The 17807-nt window shown below is 71.6% G+C and carries 15 protein-coding genes; 10 read left to right on the top strand and 5 right to left on the bottom strand.

The annotated features are described in order from the left end of the window. Window positions 1–215: 215 nt before the first annotated feature. Window positions 216–1160: an endonuclease/exonuclease/phosphatase family protein gene (locus tag ABD284_RS01350; protein WP_344140059.1), complete on the top strand. Its 945-nt coding sequence runs from the start codon at window positions 216–218 to the stop codon at window positions 1158–1160. A gap of 355 nt (window positions 1161–1515) precedes the next feature. Here the strand turns inward: ABD284_RS01350 and ABD284_RS01345 are convergent, their stop codons facing one another. Together ABD284_RS01345 and ABD284_RS01340 are read right to left on the bottom strand one after the other, a co-directional pair. Next, window positions 1516–1920 carry a TraR/DksA family transcriptional regulator gene (locus ABD284_RS01345; RefSeq protein ID WP_344140056.1) on the bottom strand — a complete coding sequence of 135 codons (405 nt, stop codon included), beginning with the start codon at window positions 1918–1920 and terminating at the stop codon, window positions 1516–1518. A 111-nt stretch (window positions 1921–2031) separates the two neighbouring features. Further along, window positions 2032–2589: a TetR/AcrR family transcriptional regulator C-terminal domain-containing protein gene (locus tag ABD284_RS01340; RefSeq protein ID WP_344140053.1), complete on the bottom strand. Its 558-nt coding sequence runs from the start codon at window positions 2587–2589 to the stop codon at window positions 2032–2034. A gap of 152 nt (window positions 2590–2741) precedes the next feature. On the opposite strand from ABD284_RS01340, the gene ABD284_RS01335 reads away from it, so the two are divergent. The 5 genes from ABD284_RS01335 (at window position 2742) to ABD284_RS01315 (ending at window position 10007) form a co-directional block, all read left to right on the top strand. Continuing rightward, window positions 2742–3266 (top strand): PadR family transcriptional regulator, encoded by a 525-nt coding sequence (locus tag ABD284_RS01335; RefSeq protein ID WP_344140050.1) that lies wholly within the window; start codon window positions 2742–2744, stop codon window positions 3264–3266. After that, window positions 3263–3976: an ABC transporter ATP-binding protein gene (locus ABD284_RS01330; RefSeq protein ID WP_344140047.1), complete on the top strand. Its 714-nt coding sequence runs from the start codon at window positions 3263–3265 to the stop codon at window positions 3974–3976. Before ABD284_RS01335 ends, ABD284_RS01330 begins: the two co-directional genes overlap by 4 nt. Continuing rightward, window positions 3973–6327, top strand: a complete 2355-nt coding sequence (locus ABD284_RS01325; protein WP_344140044.1) for an FtsX-like permease family protein — start codon at window positions 3973–3975, stop codon at window positions 6325–6327. The genes ABD284_RS01330 and ABD284_RS01325 overlap by 4 nt, the downstream gene beginning before the upstream one ends. 617 nt (window positions 6328–6944) lie before the next feature. After that, window positions 6945–8801: a hypothetical protein gene (locus ABD284_RS01320; protein ID WP_344140042.1), complete on the top strand. Its 1857-nt coding sequence runs from the start codon at window positions 6945–6947 to the stop codon at window positions 8799–8801. Between the two features lie 51 nt (window positions 8802–8852). Beyond that, on the top strand, window positions 8853–10007 hold the full coding sequence (locus tag ABD284_RS01315) for a serine/threonine-protein kinase (protein WP_344140040.1): 1155 nt from the start codon (window positions 8853–8855) through the stop codon (window positions 10005–10007). Between the two features lie 184 nt (window positions 10008–10191). On the opposite strand, the gene ABD284_RS01310 is transcribed toward ABD284_RS01315, so the two are convergent. Further along, complete coding sequence (locus ABD284_RS01310; protein WP_344140037.1) at window positions 10192–10974, bottom strand: helix-turn-helix domain-containing protein; 783 nt, start codon at window positions 10972–10974, stop codon at window positions 10192–10194. A gap of 201 nt (window positions 10975–11175) precedes the next feature. On the opposite strand from ABD284_RS01310, the gene ABD284_RS01305 reads away from it, so the two are divergent. Next, a complete protein-coding gene (locus tag ABD284_RS01305) occupies window positions 11176–11931 on the top strand; it encodes an SDR family NAD(P)-dependent oxidoreductase (RefSeq protein WP_344140034.1) in 756 nt (251 codons plus the stop codon). Between the two features lie 307 nt (window positions 11932–12238). Here the strand turns inward: ABD284_RS01305 and ABD284_RS01300 are convergent, their stop codons facing one another. After that, entirely contained in the window at window positions 12239–13126 is an 888-nt protein-coding gene (locus ABD284_RS01300; protein WP_344140031.1) for a YwqG family protein, read from the bottom strand. Between the two features lie 655 nt (window positions 13127–13781). Here ABD284_RS01300 and ABD284_RS01295 point away from each other — a divergent pair. Next, entirely contained in the window at window positions 13782–14447 is a 666-nt protein-coding gene (locus tag ABD284_RS01295) for a DUF2637 domain-containing protein (RefSeq protein ID WP_386699318.1), read from the top strand. Here ABD284_RS01295 and ABD284_RS01290 read toward each other — a convergent pair. Then, window positions 14353–15084, bottom strand: coding sequence for an IclR family transcriptional regulator (locus tag ABD284_RS01290; protein WP_344140024.1), 732 nt, complete (start codon window positions 15082–15084; stop codon window positions 14353–14355). The genes ABD284_RS01295 and ABD284_RS01290 overlap by 95 nt on opposite strands. Before the next feature lie 146 nt (window positions 15085–15230). Between ABD284_RS01290 and ABD284_RS01285 the strand changes: the two genes are divergently transcribed. Further along, complete coding sequence (locus ABD284_RS01285) at window positions 15231–16163, top strand: 5-dehydro-4-deoxyglucarate dehydratase (protein WP_344140021.1); 933 nt, start codon at window positions 15231–15233, stop codon at window positions 16161–16163. Next, a complete protein-coding gene (locus ABD284_RS01280; protein ID WP_344140018.1) occupies window positions 16160–17710 on the top strand; it encodes an aldehyde dehydrogenase (NADP(+)) in 1551 nt (516 codons plus the stop codon). The genes ABD284_RS01285 and ABD284_RS01280 overlap by 4 nt, the downstream gene beginning before the upstream one ends. Window positions 17711–17807: the final 97 nt, after the last annotated feature.

The raw sequence follows: 17807 nt of genomic DNA, 5'->3' as shown, positions 1-17807 counted from the left end.
CGAAGGACGCGGCCGAGCGCCGGACCACCGACGACCCGAGGACGGACGCAGCAGTGACCGACAGTCGACGCGGACAGACGGAGACGCGCCCGGACACGGCGGAGGCCCGACAGGAACAGGCCGATCGCGGCGGGACCGGCTCGGACACCCGGCACGGGCGCCTCCGCAGGGCACTTCGCACCGCTACCCGGCCCGGGCCCTGGAAGCGCGGCCCGGTGCTCGCGGCGCTGGCGCTGCTGCTGAGCCTGCTCCTGCTGCTGCACGCGCAGATCCCCAATCGGCTCGCGGGCCTCGGCAGCCTCGTGGAGACCTTCCTGCCGTGGTTCGGCCTGTTCATCCCGGTGCTGCTGGCGGGGGCGCTGTGGCGCCGCTCCGCCGCGGCGGTGGCCGCGCTGCTGGTGCCGGCGCTGGTCTGGCTGAACCTCTTCGGCGGGCTGCTCGCCGACAAGTCCCACGCGGGCGGCGACATCACGGTGGTCAGCCACAACGTCGGCGCCGCCAACCCCGACCCGGCCGGCACCGCCCGCGACCTGGCCGCCACCGGGGCGGACCTGCTGGCGCTGGAGGAGATCACCGCACAGGCGCAGCCGGTGTACGGGAAGGAGCTGGCGGAGGCGTACCCCCACCACACGGTGCAGGGCACGGTCGGCCTCTGGAGCAAGCTGCCGCTCGCCGACACCGCGCCGGTCGACATCAAGATGGACGCCGGGCCGCTGGCGGAGACCAAGCCGGACGAGGTCACGATGGGCTACACCCGGGCGCTGCGCGCCACGGTGACCACGGACCGGGGGCCGCTGGCGGTGTACGTGGCGCACCTGGGGTCCGTACGGGTCATGCCCAGGGGAGGATTCTGGACGGACTCGCGGGACAGGAACGCCGAGGCGCTCGCCAAGGCCGTCGCCGCCGAGCAGAACGAGCGGATGGTCGTGCTCGGCGACCTCAACGGCACCATGGACGACCGCGCGTTCGACGGCCTCACCGCGCGACTGCACTCGGCCCACGACGAGGCCGGGGCCGGGTTCGGCTTCAGCTGGCCGGCGGCGTTCCCGGTGGCGCGGATCGACCACATCCTCGTGCGCGGCGTGGAGGCGGAGAGCGCGCGGGTGCTGTCGACCACCGGCAGCGACCACCTGCCTGTGAAGGCCGCGCTCAGCTGGTGAAGCCGCGCCCCGGTCAGCCGAAGGCCTCCAGGCCGAACCGCCTCCGCCGCGTGCTCCGCACGGCGGTGAATTCGACAACGCGCCGATCCGGGTGGCGTCGAGCCGCCAGACGGCGGGGGCCGGGCCGCGGACTCGGTGAGTGCGCGCTCGCCGGCGGGTTCGGTGCCCGGCACCGCGCCACCCGCGCGCCGGAGGTGGTGCCGTGCCCGGATCAGCCCGTGCTCAGCGCCGGTGGCCAGGGCGATGCTCCGGTTCGCCGGGAGAGTCCTGCCGTCGTTGCGGGGCGCGCAGCGCCCGCTCCGCCACGACCGGCGAGCAGAGGACGCGGGGACGCCGGTGCGGGGAGCGCTGCCGATCACCTCCGGTGGCGGGTCTGCGCGGTGCCCGGGGACGCGCAGCCGATACACGTTCGGGCGGTGGGGCGCGCGCTGAGGCGCGCCGCGGCGATCGGACCTCCGCAGCCCTCACACGTCCAGTACACGCCGTCGCGCAGCCGCTGGGCGGCCCGTTCGAGATCAGTGAGCTCGCCGCGCACGTGGTCCCGCATGGCCTGGAGCTGCTGGCGTTCGTAGGCGATCGTGGGTCCCTCGGGATCGTGCTCGTCGTCGTTGCCCGTCAACGCGGCCGCCTCGACGACGCCGTCCCACTGGCGCATCAGGGATTCGGCCAGTCCCTCCGCTTCGGCTCTGGCCTGGCGAATCCGCTCCGCTGCCGCGCGGTGGTCCGTTCCGGGGCGCTCGGGTTCGGCTGCTTCGTCCATGGTGCAGGCCACAACGCCGTCCGCGCGGTGGCTATTTCGCGCGCGCGGCTCGAAGGGCTCTCGCCGCCGCAGCCTGCTGAAGCGTAGGGGAACGAGCGCCGCTCGCCGGGTCTAGGCGAGCCCGTCGAGTAAGGCGGTGAGCTGACGTTCGAATCGCGGGTCGCCGTCGTCGCGGAGGTGCCCCGCGGCCTTGACGAGTTCGGCCCCGTCGCCCAGCCACGCGTCGCGCTCGGCGAGCGAGTAGCGGTCCGGGCCGGTCTCGGTCGATCGGTTCCGCTCCTGCTCCTCGATGACGAAGCCGACCACGAATGCGGTGACCAGGTCGAGGGCGTCGTCTGCCGCGGCGAGCGTGAAACCGGCCGCCGTCAAGCGCGCGAGCCAGGGCTCCTTCGCCTTCACCACGTCCGGGTCGGCGATCCGCGTGCCGCTGAAGATGCGCGCCCCGTCGCGGTAGAGCAGGTACTCCGAGCGCAGGACGCGGGCGTAGGCGGCTACATCGTCGCGCCAGCTCGCTCCGGGAGGAACCTTCGAGAGCGCGTCGGTGACGCGGCGCATGACGAAGGTGCTCATCTCGTCGAGCAGCTCCTGCTTGTTGCGGACATGCCAGTACAGCGCCGGGGCTCCGACGTCGAGCCGGGGAGCGAGCGCGCGGACGGTGAGCGCGTCCATGCCGTCCCGCGCACGGGGATCAGCCCGCCAAGTCGGGTGCCGGTCCGCCTGCACGCTGTGGGGCGAGCCGCGAGACGAGGCGGGGAGGGATCCGCTCCACATTCGGCACCTTTCTATACACGCGATGTATAGATGGGGTGTATAGTGCCGCCATGTCTTTCGCACACACCGTGCTCGGGCTGCTGGAGAACGGCCCCGCTCACGGCTACGACATCAAGCGCGCCTACGACGAGCGCTTCGGGATCGACCGGCCGATGCACTACGGGCAGGTCTACGCGGCGCTCGCGCGTCTGCTGAAGAAAGGGCTGGTCGAGGTCGCCGCCACCGAGTCCGGGGCCGGGCCCGAGCGCAAGCGCTACGCCATCACCGACGCAGGCGTCACCGATCTCGACGCCTGGCTGGCCACACCCGAAGCGCCCCAGCAGTACCTGCAGAGCACGCTCTACGCCAAGGTGGTCCTCGCCCTGCTGGCCGGCCGTCCCGCCGCCGACCTGCTGGACGCGCAGCGCGGAGCCCACCTCGAAGCCATGCGCGACCTCACCCGGCGCAAGGCCGGCGGAGACCTGGCCGAGATCCTGATCTGCGACCACGCCCTCTTCCACCTGGAGGCCGACCTGCGCTGGCTGGAACTGACCGCCGCCCGCCTGGACGAACTCGCCCGGGAGGTCCGCGCATGAGCCGCACCGCCTCCTCCGAGAGCCCCGGCCGAGCCCTCCTGACCGCACAGGACCTGGCCAAGTCCTACGGCCCCACAACAGCCCTGCACAGCGCTTCCTTCGACGCCGCTCCCGGCGAGATCGTGGCGATCATGGGCTCCTCCGGTTCCGGCAAGACCACCCTGCTGCACTGCCTGGGCGGGATCATCCGCCCCGACAGCGGGACGGTCCGCTACCGGGGCCGCGACCTGGGCGCGATGTCGGAGAGCGAGCGCAGCGCGTTGCGCCGCGGCGACTTCGGCTTCCTGTTCCAGACCGGGGGGCTCGTCCCCGAGCTGAGCTGCCTGGAGAACACAGCCCTGCCGCTGCGCCTCAACGGCGTCTCCCGCAAGAAGGCCCACCGCCGCGCAGCGGATTGGCTGGCGCGCCTGGGCGTCGATCACACCGCCACGCAGCGCCCCGGCGAGGTCTCCGGCGGTGAGGGACAGCGTGTCAGCCTGGCCAGGGCGCTCATCATCGAACCCGCTGTGCTGTTCGCCGATGAGCCAACGGGCGCGCTCGACTCCCTCAACGAGGAGAAGGTGATGCGGCTGCTTGCCGACGCCGCACGCGGCAGCGGCACCGCGGTCGTGCTCGTCACCCACGAGGCCCGAGTCGCCGCCTACGCCGATCGCGAAGTCGGCGTCCGCGACGGCCGCACTCGCGATCTCGTTCCGGACGCCGCCGGATGACCGGGCGGGGGGCGCGCCGCCAGGCGGCGCCGCTGCGCTGGTTCCGCGAGGCCGCCCTCGGCGCGCGGATGTCGGTGTCGGGCGGCCGCGACTCCTGGGCGCGGCTCGGGCTGATCGCCGTGGCCGTCGGGGCGGCGGTGGCCCTGCTGCTCGCCGCGGCATCCGTACCGACCCTCCTGGACGCGCGCAAGCAGCGCGACGAGGCGCGCTCCTACGACATGGCGGCGCCACGGATCACCGAGCCCTCGGCCGAGACGCTGCTCATCGCCTATGCGACCACGGAATACGCCGACCACCGGATCTACGGCCAGATCGTCGAGCCCGAGGGCCCGCGCCCGCCCCGGCCGCCCGGCGTCGCCGAACTCCCCGGCCCCGGCGAGATGGTGGTCTCGCCCGCCCTGGCACGGCTGCTGGATTCGCCTGAACACCGGCTCCTGCGGGAGCGGCTCGACTACCGCGTCGTCGGCACCATCGGCGACGCGGGGCTGCTCGGCCCGCACGAGTTCGCCTACTACGCCGGCGCCGACGACGGTGTCCTCTCCACGGACATGAGGGCGGCGCTGGTCACGCGAATAGACGACTTCTCCAGGCCGCGCGCCGACTCCGCGGCCGACCCGGCCATCCTGCTGCTGCTGGTGCTGGCCACGGTCGTCGCCCTGCTCCCGCTGGGCGTGTTCGTGGCGGCAGCGCTGCGCTTCGGCGCCGACCAGCGCGACCGCAGGCTCGCGGCGCTGCGGCTGATCGGCGCGGACCGGTGGGCCGCCGCACGCACCGCGTGCGGCGAGACCCTCGTCGGCGCCCTGGCCGGGCTCGCCGTCGGCGTCGGGCTCTTCGTGCCGTTGCGCCAGGCCGTGCCGCCGCTGCGGCCGGGCGGTATCGACGTGTTCGCCGCCGACATCGTGCCCCACCCCCTTCTCGCGGCCGTGGTGTCGGTCGGGGTGGTCGGGCTCGCGGTCGCCGTCACCCTCGTCTCCACCGCGCGGGCGGCCGCCGACCCGCTCGGGGTGACGCGTCGCGCATCCCGGCCGCGCCGCAGGCTGTGGTGGCGTGCCGCGCCGCTCGCGGTCGGCGCCGCGCTGCTGGCCCCCGCCGCGACCGGGAGCGAGGGGTTCGGCTCGGGCTCCGTCCAGTTGCTGACCGTCTCCGGGATGGTGCTGTTCCTGCTGGGCGCCGCCGCGGTGACCCCCTGGCTGTTCCAGATGATGGTGTCCCGGGCGCGCCGCGGCGGTGTGGCGCGGCTGCTGGCCGTGCGCCGACTGCGCGCGGACGGAGTCGCGGAAACGCGCATCGTGGCCGGTGTGGTGGTGGCCGTCGCGGGCGTCATCGCGCTGCAGACGGTGTTCGCCGGGGTGGAGCAGGACCTCGCCGACCCCCGCCCGATGACCCCGGGCGAGCCCCTCTACTCGGCGAAGATCCCGGACCGGTCGCCCGCGGCCGCTGCCGAAGCCGCCGCTCAACTGGGAGCGCTGCCGCAGGTCCGCGACGTGCGTGCGGTCACCGAGTACCTCACCGCGACGGCCCCGGCCGGGGAGGTGCCGGTGCGGGTCGGCGATTGCGCGGCGCTGCGCGAGCACGCCCGCGTCGGTGCGTGCTCCGACGGGGACGTCTTCGTCGTAGACGGCGGTGCCCGCGCGGCGGCCGGCGACCGGCTGCGGATCTCCGGCCTCGGCGCCGAGGTCTCGTGGACGCTGCCCGCCGCCACCCGCACGGTCCCGCCACCGGAGCCCGACGACGCCGCCGAGGGGGCCGGAGTGAGCGCGCCGGCCGGTTCGGGCGGCGGTGTGCTGGCCACGCCGGGGGCCGTCAGCGGCGCGGGCCTTCCGCCGACCGCCGTCCACCTGGCCTTCGACCTCAAGCCCGCCACACAGGAGTCCCTGGACGAGGTTCGCACCGCGCTCCGCGGAATCAGCCCACTGGCCCACACCAAGGTCAACCGGATGCCGGGCGGCGCCGAGGTCATCGACCCGATCAGGGGCGTGCTGACCGCGGTGGTCTCGGCGTCCCTGGCCGTCATCGGGCTGGGGCTGCTGATCTCCACGGTCGAGCAGCTGCGCGAGAGCAGGCGGCCCCTGGCGGTGCTCGCCGCCTCGGGGGTGCGAAAGCGGACGCTTGCGGTGTCGGTGCTCTACCAGGCGGCGATACCGCTCGCCACGGGTCTGCTCGTCGCCGTCGCGGTCGGCGCCACCCTCGCCGGGCTACTGCTGCGCGTACTCGACTACCCCGTGGAGTTCGACCCGGCCGCGATCGCCGCCATCGCCGCCGTGGCGGCCGCGGTCGTTCTCGGCATCGTCCTGCTCAGCCTGCCGGTCCTGACCCGGCTCGTCCGCCCGGACAACCTGCGGGCGGAGTAAGAGCCGCCGGGGCGCCCCGGCCCTTCCCCCCGGAGCGCCCCGGATCCGCCGTCGCCCGCGACATCGACCAAGGCCGCGCCCCCGAGGAGGTGTGGCGTGCGGTTCGTCCGATTCGGCTGGAGTGAACAGGCTGTCCCGTAAACGCGCCGCTCATTCGGTTGCTCCGCGCCCACGCGGGGCCCGGGCAGTCCAGCCCCTACTCCGGCGCCGGACATAAGCATGATTACATCCTGTCCTTTTCGTTTGAGGGCGCTGCTGTCGAAGCGACGCGCTTGGCGAGCGCTTTGTCGCGCCCGAGGCGGAAGAGAACAGGGTCGGCTCTTCCCGCAGGAGGTCGAGGTCGGCGCCGAACCCTCGCGATTCCGGCCGACGGCTCCTACAGCGATCCGAGCAGCAACAACGCCCGACACCTGTCCCATTCGGAATGAGAAGTTCGAGCGACCGACGAAAACGCGGAAACGGACGGACAGTCGCACAGCGAATGCGGGTTCCATGCCACCCCATTCCGGGAGCGGCGGGTCTCAGAGTTGGAATAGGATCCGGCTTACCAGGGTCGGCACCTTCGCACATCCCTCAGGGCGCCGCCTCGATGAGCGGTCCGCGGAAGAGGAGGCCTCATGACCAATTCCTCCGTCCCTGACACCGGCCGCATCGCCTCCGAGATCAACTCTCTGCGCGCGGACGTGTCCCTACGCCTGGCCCGGCTCGAACGCGATCTCGGCACCACCGCCGCCACGGCGAAGAAGACGCTGGAGGCGCTCCAGCGCCTCAGCGCGGAGTTCGACCGCGAACGCACCGTCCAGCTCGCCCACCACCGCATCGGGGAGCTCACCCAGCAGATGGAGCGCCGCTTCGGCGACAGGGCACGAGCCCGCCGACTGGCCGAGAGCGTCATCAACGAGATCGCCATGGACGCCGTCCAGTCCGGGTTCATCGATCGCGACTCCCTGCGGGAGTACACCACCCAGGTCGCGCTGGCTACGCCCGGGTACTGGCTCGCGCCGGCGGCCCTGATGTTCGCCTCGACCTACCTGAAGGACCACGAGCGCTACGAACTCGCCAGCCGTACGGCCCTGCCTCTGGACGAAGCGCGGACGCGGCTGTTCATGGCTCTGGCGCTTACACGGGCCGACGACGAAAAGGGGGCGGCCTTCTGGCTGGAGGGATACCTGCAGACCGTCGACCCGGAGGCGCTCGACCGCGACTTCCTGGTGCTGCTCGACGCCGTTGCGAGCGGCGCGCTGGGGCGTAGCTGCCGTACGCACGCCGAGGAGGCGCTGAGCCGCTGGCGTCGCGAAATGTTCACCGACGAAACCAACCGCGTCCAGGTCGCCAAGCTGATCGAGCTGTTCGCCGATGAGACTCCGCATCTGGACGACGCGACGCCGACTCTCGCCGAATGCGCCTCCGACTGGCCGAAGGTGGCCGAGGCCTACCGCCAATCCCGTTCCTGCCTCTACGTGGCCGACCGGCTGCGCGAGGAGCTACTGGGCACTGCGAACGGCATCGTGACCGGTGCCTACGGCGACGGCATCGTGCACAGCGCGCTCGACCACCTGGTCAACCAGCAGTCCGACGACGAGGCGGCCCTCCAGCGCGAAATCGACGTGCAGAAAAGGATCATCGAGTACGGGGGCGACGTGGTGCGGGCCGCCGAAGGCGACCGCAGCCCGGCCGCCAATACCACGATGGACCTACCCACGCTCTTGACGCACGCGGCGTTCCCCAGCGCGGCCGAGCACACGCAGTTGGGCGCGGAGGCCAAGCGCCTGGCTGTGAGCTGCGCGCGCGACTGGATCACGGCCGCGGGCGAGACCGTCTCGATGCGTTCCCGCCAACGGCGGCCCGCGGACGTCGTCGTGCATGTCGGCCACTGGCAGCACGCCCTGCCCACCGACCCCGCCTCCCCGGTCTCCGGAAAGAAGCTGGCGGCCGAGCTTGGCGACCATCTTCTCAATGTGCGGCGGATGCGCCGCACGTTGAATGTCGCAGTGGTTCTCGGCTGCCTCGTACTGTTCGTGGCGGTGACCCTCGGCATGCCGCTGTTCGTCGGCTCGGGGTACGTGATCTCCGCCGTCCTGGCCGCGTTGCTCACTGTCGGCGCCGCGCGCTTGGCGCTGGGGCGGCTGCGCAAGCGTGTCCCGCCCATCGAAGCCGAGAACGACTACTACCGCGCGAGCCGCACCCGCGAGGCTCAGGAGCGGCTTGAAGCGGTGGTGCGCGAACACGAGGAATGCCGGATGCTGTGGGCGCGGGCAGAGACCCAGGGCTTGCCGGCTCTGGTCGCGGTCCTGGACGAGATCGAGACGCGCTCCGCATCAGCAGCGCCCCCGACCGTCATGCTCTCCCCCGGTTGGACCCGTGTGGACGGCCACGAGTCTCCGGGGCGGGGCGACACCGCACGGCACACCGCGGCCGGTCCTGCACCCGTTGTCGAGGAGGCCGTCGAACATGCGGAGAAGCACACGCGCTGAGGACCGGAGCCGTGTAGCCGTCCGCGTCCCCGGCGGAGGGGCGGGGGCGCGATGACCGCCACCACGTGGCTGGACGACAGGTTCGAACTCACCGAAGTCGTGGGCCGCGGTGGGCACGGCCGCGTATGGCGCGCACGCGACCACAAGCTCGACCGCGACGTCGCCGTAAAGGACTGCCCGGCCGACGCGGCCCACGACGAGGTGCAGGCGCTCCGCCGTGAGATCACCGCCCTGGCGCACGTCAACAGCCCCTACGTGGTGGCGATACACGACTTCATCCTCACCGGTGCGAATCTGTGGCTGATTATGGAATACGTGCGCGGCGGCTCTCTGCGCGACCAACTCCGCGAGCAGGCGCGGCCGCCCAACGCCTCGCTGCTGCGGTGGATCGAGCAGATCTGCCGCGGCCTCGCGGCGGCGCACCAGCGGCGAATCGTCCACCGCGACGTCAAACCGGCGAACATCATGATCACCGACGAGGGCGACGCGAAGCTGGTGGATTTCGGAATTGCGGGCTTTTTGGGGCGCCCCACAACAACACCGGGTGTCCACCTCACCGCCTGCTACGCGGCGCCGGAGCGCTGGCGCGGCGAACGGGGCGACGCCCGGACCGACCTCTACGCCGTGGGGTGCGTCCTCTACGAGATGCTCACCGGGAAGCCGCCCTTCGGCTCCCATCAGGCGCCGCTGGTCTACCTCCAACGTGCCCACCGGTCGGAGACCGTCGTGCCGCCCGGACGGCTGGCGCCGGGAATCCCGCCGCCGCTGAGCCGCCTCGCCCTGGACCTATTGCAGAAGGACCCCGATGATCGGCCGGGGGACGCCCGAGTGGTGGCCGAGCGCGCCAGGGCGGCCGCCCATAGCGCTCCCGGCGCGGTGCCGAGCAGGGAAAGTGGCGGACTCCCCGCTTCCTACGACGCGCCTGTCGGTGCGTCTGACGATTTCGCGCGCAGGATCGAGAACGACGCGCGCGAGCTCGCGCGGCGCCTCGGGCCGACGCACCCGGAGACGCTGAAGGCCCGGATGGAGCACGCGGAGATGACGGGGCAGGCCGGAGACGCCCACGGCGCGGCGCAGCTGTACCGCCGATTGGCACAGGACTACCAGAAGGCGTTCGGGCGGGGCTCCCGCGGGCGACTGGACGCCTTCCAAGGGGAGTCGAGGTGGCTCAGCCGTGCCGCTGAGCAGGCTGCCCAGCAGGAGTAGGCGTCGGCCGGCGGCCACTCTGGAATGGGCGCGGGGTTCGGCGCCGGTCGATTCCGGGAGGCGGCGGTGCCGCCGGCAGCGTTCGGTGCCGGCTATCGGGCCCTGCTCGGGTCGGGCCTTCTCTCGCGAAGGCGATTGTCGAGGTCCTTGCCTATGTGCAGCCCTCGGCGGGATTCGGCGCGGGCTACGTGGTGGGGGTGTAGATGACGACCCAGTGATCCTGCTGCGCATCGTGCAGCATCTCACTGTGGAACGTGTGCCAGCCCTTCGCCGGGTGGAGCAGTCTCTTGATCCCGGATCGTTCGCACGCGACTTCGCCGCATCCCCAATGGCGGCGGAAATCCGCACTGGTGGCGGTCAGCTCCTTGACCAAGCCCTGGAGTCGGGCATCGTGCGGGTAGCGCGCGATGGCGGTCCGCAGCTCCGCTGTCGCCCATCGTCCGTACCTAGCGGCTCCCTCTTCCCCGAGGACGCGCCGAGCCGATGGAGCAAAGCCCTGGTAGACGATATTGCGGTCGTAGGGGCCTGTGCCGTGTGGTTGTCCGAGAAGTTCGGTTGCGGCGCTGTTGCGAGCCAAGACATCCAGTCGGCCATCGTGAACGGTCGCCGGAGTCGTGAGGCCTTCGAGCAGATGAGACAGGCCCGGCCTGACCTGCTCGCTCGGGCTCGTCGGCTCGGGCGGCAGCTCGCCTGCGAGACGGAAGAGATGATCCCGCTGGCCCGGTAGCAGCTCGAGCGCACGGGCGAGGGAGGACAGCACTCCTCGCGAAGGATGCGCGACCCGGCCCTGTTCGAGGCGGATCAGGTACTCGACGGAGATCTCCGCGACCGCTGCCAGTTCCTGGCGGCGCAGCCCGCGCACCTGTCGGCGGGAACGACGGGCCTCGCTTGCTTGCGCTTGGGGCGCCACGCTCGCCCGGCGCGCGCGTAGGTAGCGTCCGAACTCTTGTCTCGGCTTCGTCGGCATAGTGCCTATTCTCCCTCCCCGATCGCGGGGTGGTCCTGAGAGGACCATCCCCGAGCGAGTCTCCCCGCAGCCCGTCGCCGTGGCGCAGGGTGGATCGAAAGGCGCCGAGCGGGGCCGGCACCAGCCCGGCGGCCGAGGCCAGGGCCCGGGCGGTCCACACACTCGGCCCTCTCGAGCCACCGACAACGTACGGAGAAGCATATGTCCGAGGGACGTATTGCACTGGTCACCGGAGCGAACCAGGGGATGGGCAAACGCGTCGCGCAGGAGCTGGCCACGGCCGGGCTCCGCGTGTTCGTCGGCTCCCGCGATCCCTCCCGGGGCGAGGCCGTCGCTCACGAGATCGGCTCAGGAGCCACCGCCGTACAGCTGGACGTGACCGACACGGCATCGATCGCGTCAGCGGAAGCGGTCATCCACAACACCGCGGGCCGGCTCGACGTGCTCGTCAACAATGCCGCGATCTCCACCACTCGCACCGAGATCCGCGACATGGCGGAGCTGCTGGCGTCCTCCGCGCCGAGTGTCGTGCCGCTCGACGAGATCCGCGCCGTCTGGGAGGTCAACGCCTTCGGACCGCTGGCCGTCTACCAGGCCATGCTGCCGTTGCTGCGTGGATCCGAGGATGCGCGCGTGGTCAACGTCAGCAGCGCAATGGGGTCGCTGACGACCATGGCAGATCCGGATTTCCCCTTTCACGGCGGATTCGAGCCGGTCTATTCCGCGTCGAAGACTGCGCTCAACGCGATCACGCTCGCGATGATGGTGGAACAGGAGAGCACCGACATCAAGGTCAACCTGGTATCACCCGGCTTCGCGAACACCGCGCTCGTCAACTTCCAAGGCACCGACACCGTAGAAGACGCCGCGCGAGAGATCGTCCGAGTCGCACTCCTCGACGGAGACGCGCCCTCTGGAACCTTCACACAATGGAAAGGCGCCGAAATCCCCTGGTGAGGGCATTAGGGATTGAGGAGAGTCGGCTCGGCTCGACCGTGGTCGCGCAACTCCCATCGCAACGAGCGCTGAGGGGCGGGCATCCGGGGCGCTCCCGGAGCAAGGCCCGGAACGCCCCGGCGGCCCCTATGGGTGAGGCCATGCGGGTGGACGGCTCCTTGGTTTCCATTGTCAGAGGTGTCCACTACTCAGGGGCAAGCCTCTTCTCAGCGGTGGCCCTGGCCGCGTTCTCCGAAGGCGGCCAGGGCCAGGCCGATGAAAGCAACCCGCAGGGCGTGGGGGAGGATTTTGCCGTTCCCGGCGGGTGTCAGGGGTTCCAGGTCATGGTGGCAAAGACCCGGTCGAAACGTCCTTCGGCCAGATCCTGCCGGGCGATCGACCAGGAGAAGTAAGCCATCTCCAATCCCTCGATACCGTGCCACCACTGGGCGAGACACACCCAGTCCTCAGGGCGTATGTCGGTCTCGGATGGCGGCAGATCCCCCGTGCTCTCCGCTTCTGCCGCCTCCCGCCCAGCCAGAACGGCGGGGTCCTCCTCGTTGTTCTCGTCTCGGGAGTATCCGCCGAGCTGGAGTCCCGGATGGACGATCTCGTCCGGCATGCTCCTCTCCCAGGCGCCAAGCACGCGATCCCAAACCCGCCTTTGTTCCACGGTGCGGTGATCAGACGGGAACCGCATGGTGATGGGAGGGGGACCGGGGTCGTGAACCACGGCGTGGATGGGCAGGGAGAGGTCGGTCCTCAGACGCAGCTCGCCCTCCGGGAACTCCCCGAATTCCTCCCCGAACAGCTCGCCCAGTATCGGACCGAAATCCACGTGGCGTTCCTCCACCGGTGTACCGGCGCGGATGTGGAGCGCACTGCCCAGCGATTTGTAACCGAAATCGTCCAGATCGGGATCGGGGTGGGCGAACAACAGCAGGTGGCCATCGGTGGGCAAAGGGAGATCCGTGGCATCCTCGGGCAGTGCGGCAAGGTCGATGGTGGCGGCGAGCCTGAACCAGGGGTCGGGGGCCCCGGCAGGCAGCATCAACGGGCCGCCGAGCCGACCCACGACCGGCCCGTCCCCCTTCCCATCCAGCCTCGCGCAGGGGCGGGCGGTGGCGAGCCACCGCTCGACATCATCCGCGGGGATGCCCTCAGCGAGGGCCATCGTGCGGAACCGGCTGAGTTTGTCGAACGATTCAGAGGTCACGGCAACACCTGAGTCAAGAAGGTCAGAGAGCAAACGGGCAGCGGGCGCCGCGATTCAGCACAGCGGGCCGTGAGGGCGCACTCACCACTGGCGGCACCCGCCCCGCGCGTCTCGAGTTTCGGGGTCGGTTGCGTCATGGGAGGGACTGTAGGGGCCGGGAGTGACAGCGGCGCCGGTGGCTGCGGCACGTCGTGCGGGAGACGACCGCGCCGGTGCTCGGCGGCCGGCGGCGGGCCCGACGGACAGGGCTTGTAGGGCCTGTTTCCACCTGCTGGCCGACCAGCACCGTTCGCCCCCTGGTTCTGGCGACCAGCCCGGGCCGGCGGGGTGATGCCCCGATGTTCGCGCCGCTGGGTTTGGGCGACAAGGCCCGCTCCTCGGCGGCCGTCCGGGCCCACCTGCGCCGCCATCTCCGGTGCGGTCGGGATTGCGGTGACCTGCTAAGAAAAAGGGCGGGGCGGTGTTCACCGGCTGTGCGGGGCGGGCAACTGCGGCGCGGCAACTTCCGCGCGCGGTTTCGGCGCCCGGCCTTCGACGGCGATCGCGACAGCAGACAGGCGTGGCTGCGTTCGCCGATTCTTCCGGGATTTACTCTTTCACCACCGCCACCGTCCTGCTGCTGACCGCCATCGCGGCGGTGGTCTCCTACGCCCACATGTTCGAGCTGGCGCTGCGCCACGGGGAGCCCGCCTGGCGCGCCGGCCTGTTCCCGGTGTCGGTCGACGGAATGATCGTCGCGGCCTCCCTGTCCCTGCTCAGCGACGCCCGCCAGGGCCGGCGGCGGGGGAGCGCTGCCGTGGTTCTGGGCGCCGCCGGTCCTGCATCGTCGCGAAACCCCCCTGGGGCCGCTGATTGGCAGGTAAGCGGACGACTGCGCCGACATGTTCTCCTCAAGCGCACACTCACGGGAGGTTCGATCGCCGGTCTCGGGTTCGGACTCGTGTTCGGCACCACCGGGGCGCTTCTGGCCGGCCTTGCGATGGATCGGGGTCGCTACCGCTCTCATCACCGGCGCCACCGTCGCTGCTGCGAGTGGACTCGCGGCCGGGCTCATCGAGTGGGCGGGTGGCTCCACCCGCCCTCGCGCAGCACGGCGAGCAGGGCGTCGGTACGGCGCCTGCTGGACCCGCCCCCGGTGCCGAGGCGCACCGGGGCGATCCGGAGTCCAGCCGACGCCGCGGCTTCGCTGCGGTTCCGGCCGAGTACCTGTCCGACGCCGGGCTGCGTCAGCGCACGATTCGTTCGCGGGCATCGAGGAGGGCCGCCACGAGATCGCGCTCGCGTTCAGGGTCCAGGCGCACGATGGGCACGGAGAAGCTGAGCGCCTCCTTGGGGACGGCCCCGTCGCCGAAGTCCAGAGCGACGGCGAAGCACCGAAGCCCGATCGTGGACTCCTGCTCGTCGATGGCGTAATCGCGCTCCTTCACCGCCTTCAGTTCGGCCCGCAGCGCCTCGCGGTCGGTGAAGGTGTTGACGGTGCGGGCCGAGAGCGCCTCGGGCAGTAGCGCGTCGACTTCCTCCCACGGACGTTCGGCGAGGAGCGCCTTGCCGAGCCCCGTCCCCCAGCACGGCAGTCGGCGGCCGGGACGGGAGACGACCGCGAGAGAATGGCGCGAGATGCAGGTCGCCAGGTAGACGATCTCGTGGGCGTCCAAGCGGGCGAGGTGGACGGTCTCCCCCCACTCCTGCGACATCTCGTCCATGATGCGGTGCGCCCGTTGCACGACGTCGTCGTGCTCCACATAGGAGGCCCCCACCCGCAGGGCCCGGATGCCCAGGCGGAACCCGGAGCCGGTCGCGTCGGGCTCCACCCACCCGCGGTGGACCAGCGTCATCAGCAGGGCGTAGGCGCTGGCCCGGGGAATTTCCAGGTCGTCGGCCACGTCGCGGAGCGCGCGCGGCTCTTTGGCGGCGCTCAGGTACTCCAGCAGCAGGATCGCCCGTTCGGCAGATTTCACCGTCCGGACCCCCGTGACCTCGCCGGGTTCCGCCCCCGTCGTTGCGGATTTCCTCATATCTCCCCTTGACGTGCTCTGAAACACCAGCTTACGGTGCTGGTCTACCAGCATAGATCATATATCCATATGTAGACAAGAGGTCGCTGATGCCGTTATCGCCTGCGGAACTCGGGGAGTCCCTCACCGGACTGCTCGGCTTTCCGGTCACTCCCTTCACCGACGCGGGAGAGCTCGATCTCCCGCGCTTCAAGGAGCACCTCGACGACATGCTCGAGGCCAACCCCGGAGCGCTGTTCGTCGCCTGCGGCACCGGTGAGTTCGCCTCGCTGACTCTGGAGGAGCATCGTACGGTGGTGCGCACCGCCGTCGAGCACGTCGGCGGCACGGTCCCGGTACTGCCAGGCGTCGGCGGCGGCGCCCGGGTCGCCAAAGAGTACCTCCGCTCGGCCGAGGGCGAGGGCGCCGACGGCGCGCTTGTGCTCCCGCCCTACCTGCAGGTCGGACCGCAGCGAGGGCTGCTTTCCCACTACAGGGAGCTGCTCGGCGCCACCGGACTCGGCCTGATCCCCTATCAGCGCTCCACCGCGGTCTTCACCCCCGAGACAGCGGCGGAACTGGCGCGAAGCGACCGCGTCGTCGCGCTGAAGGACGGGCACGGCGACATCGAACTGCTGCAGCGCATCAGGACCGTCACCGAGGGCCGCCTCCCACTGCTCAACGGCATGCCGACGGCCGAGACCTTCGCCCGCGCCTACCGCGCCGTCGGTGCCGCCGCCTACTCCTCCGCGGTGCTCGCCTTCGCCCCCGCCGTCGCGACCACCTTCTTCGCCGCCACGGAGCGCGGCGACGAGGCCGTCCAGGACGAGCTGCTGCGCGAGTTCTACGTGCCGCTCGCCGAGCTGCGCAACACCACCCCCGGCTACGCCGTCTCGCTGGTCAAGGCAGGGCTGGAGATCCGCGGGCGCTCGGCCGGGCCCGTGCGTCCACCGCTGGCTGAACCGTCTCCTGAACACAGGACCGAACTGGCCGACATCATCGACCGCGGGCTGGCCGTCGCGAGCGCGTGCGTGGCGTCATGAACCCTTCGACGGAGAACGCACTCCCTGCGGCCGGCACCGGCTTCCTGGGCGGAGAGGAACTGCGCGGATCGGGTGCCGCGTTCCGCGCGGTCGACCCGGCCACTGCTGCACCGGTCGGACCGGAATTCACCTCCTGCGGTGTGGACGACGTCGCTCGCGCCGCCGACCTGGCCCGCACCGCCTACGACGCCAACCGGTCCCTGCCCGAAGGCTGGCAGGCGGTCCTGCTGCGGGGCGTCGCCGAGCGGCTGGAGGCCGCCCGCGACAGCATCGTCGAGGCGGCGGGTGCCGAGACCGGGATCGGCGAAGGGCGCCTCGAAGGCGAACTGGCCCGTACCCGCAACCAGCTGAACGGGTTCGCCCGGGTCGTGGAAGAGGGCGACTACCGGGAGGCGCTTCGCGTGGAAGCCGCCCCCGACGCCAATCCGCCCCGTCCGGACCTGCGCCGCGTCCTGCTCCCGGTCGGCCCGGTGGCGGTGTTCGGCGCTTCGAACTTCCCGCTCGCCTTCAGCACCGCCGGCGGCGACACCGCCTCGGCGCTGGCGGCGGGATGCCCCGTGCTCGTGAAGGCGCACCCCTCGCACCCGGCCACGAGCGAGATCGTCGGCCGCGCCGTCGTCGACGCCGTCGCCGCGGCGGGAGCCCACCCCGGCACCTTCGCCCTGCTTCACGGAGCAGGCAACGAGACGGGGGCGGCCCTGGTCACCGCGCCGGAGGTCCGCGCAGTCGGGTTCACCGGCTCCTTCGCCGGGGGCCGCGTCCTGACGGATCTGGCCGCTGCCCGGCCCCGCCCGATCCCGGTGTTCGCCGAGATGGGCAGTCTGAACCCGGTGTTCGTCACTGAGGCCGCGGCGCGGGAACGGCTCGGCGAGATCGCGGAGGGCTTCGCCGCCTCCATGACCGTCGGCGCCGGTCAGATGTGCACCAAGCCCGGCCTCGTGTTCACCACGCGGGGCCGCGAGTTCGCCGAAAGGGCGGCGGCCCGCCTCGACGGCGCCGAGCCGGGCGTGCTCCTCAACACCGCCACCCGCGACGCGCTTGCCGATCGGCTTGCGGCCAGCACCGGCGCCGCCGGAGTCGAGGTGGTGACGAAGAGGCGGGATGCCTTCGAGGGCCCCGGCCTGCGTGCGGCCCCGGTCCTGCTGCTGGCGGGGCTCGACGACCTGGCGGCGGCGCCGGAGTTGCGGGAGGAGCACTTCGGCCCGGTCGCCGTGGTGGTCGACGTCGGGTCCGAAGAGCGGTTCTTCGAGGCGGTGCGGCTGATGCCGGGCTCCCTGACCGCGACCATCCACGCCGAACCCGAAGACCACGCGGGACTCGCGCCCCTCGCCGCAGAGCTCGCCGAACTGGCGGGCCGCGTTGTGCACAACGGTTTCCCGACCGGCGTGGCCGTCAACGCCGCGCAGACTCACGGCGGCCCGTACCCGGCCACCTCCGACAGCGCGCACACCTCCGTCGGCTGGACCGCGGTACGGCGGTTCCAACGCCCCGTCACCTTCCAGGACGCACCTGAGGCGCTGCTGCCCGGCTCCCTGCGCGGCACGTAGCCGGCGCCGCCGGGATACCGGCACACCGACCCCGATCACGCGTGTTCCGCATCCGGAGACACCCGACCTTCCCCGCGACTTCCTCCAGCCACCTCCC

The organism is Streptomonospora arabica, from assembly GCF_039531585.1.
GTDB lineage: Bacteria > Actinomycetota > Actinomycetes > Streptosporangiales > Streptosporangiaceae > Streptomonospora > Streptomonospora halophila.
This window is presented reverse-complemented; position numbering and strand designations above follow the sequence as displayed.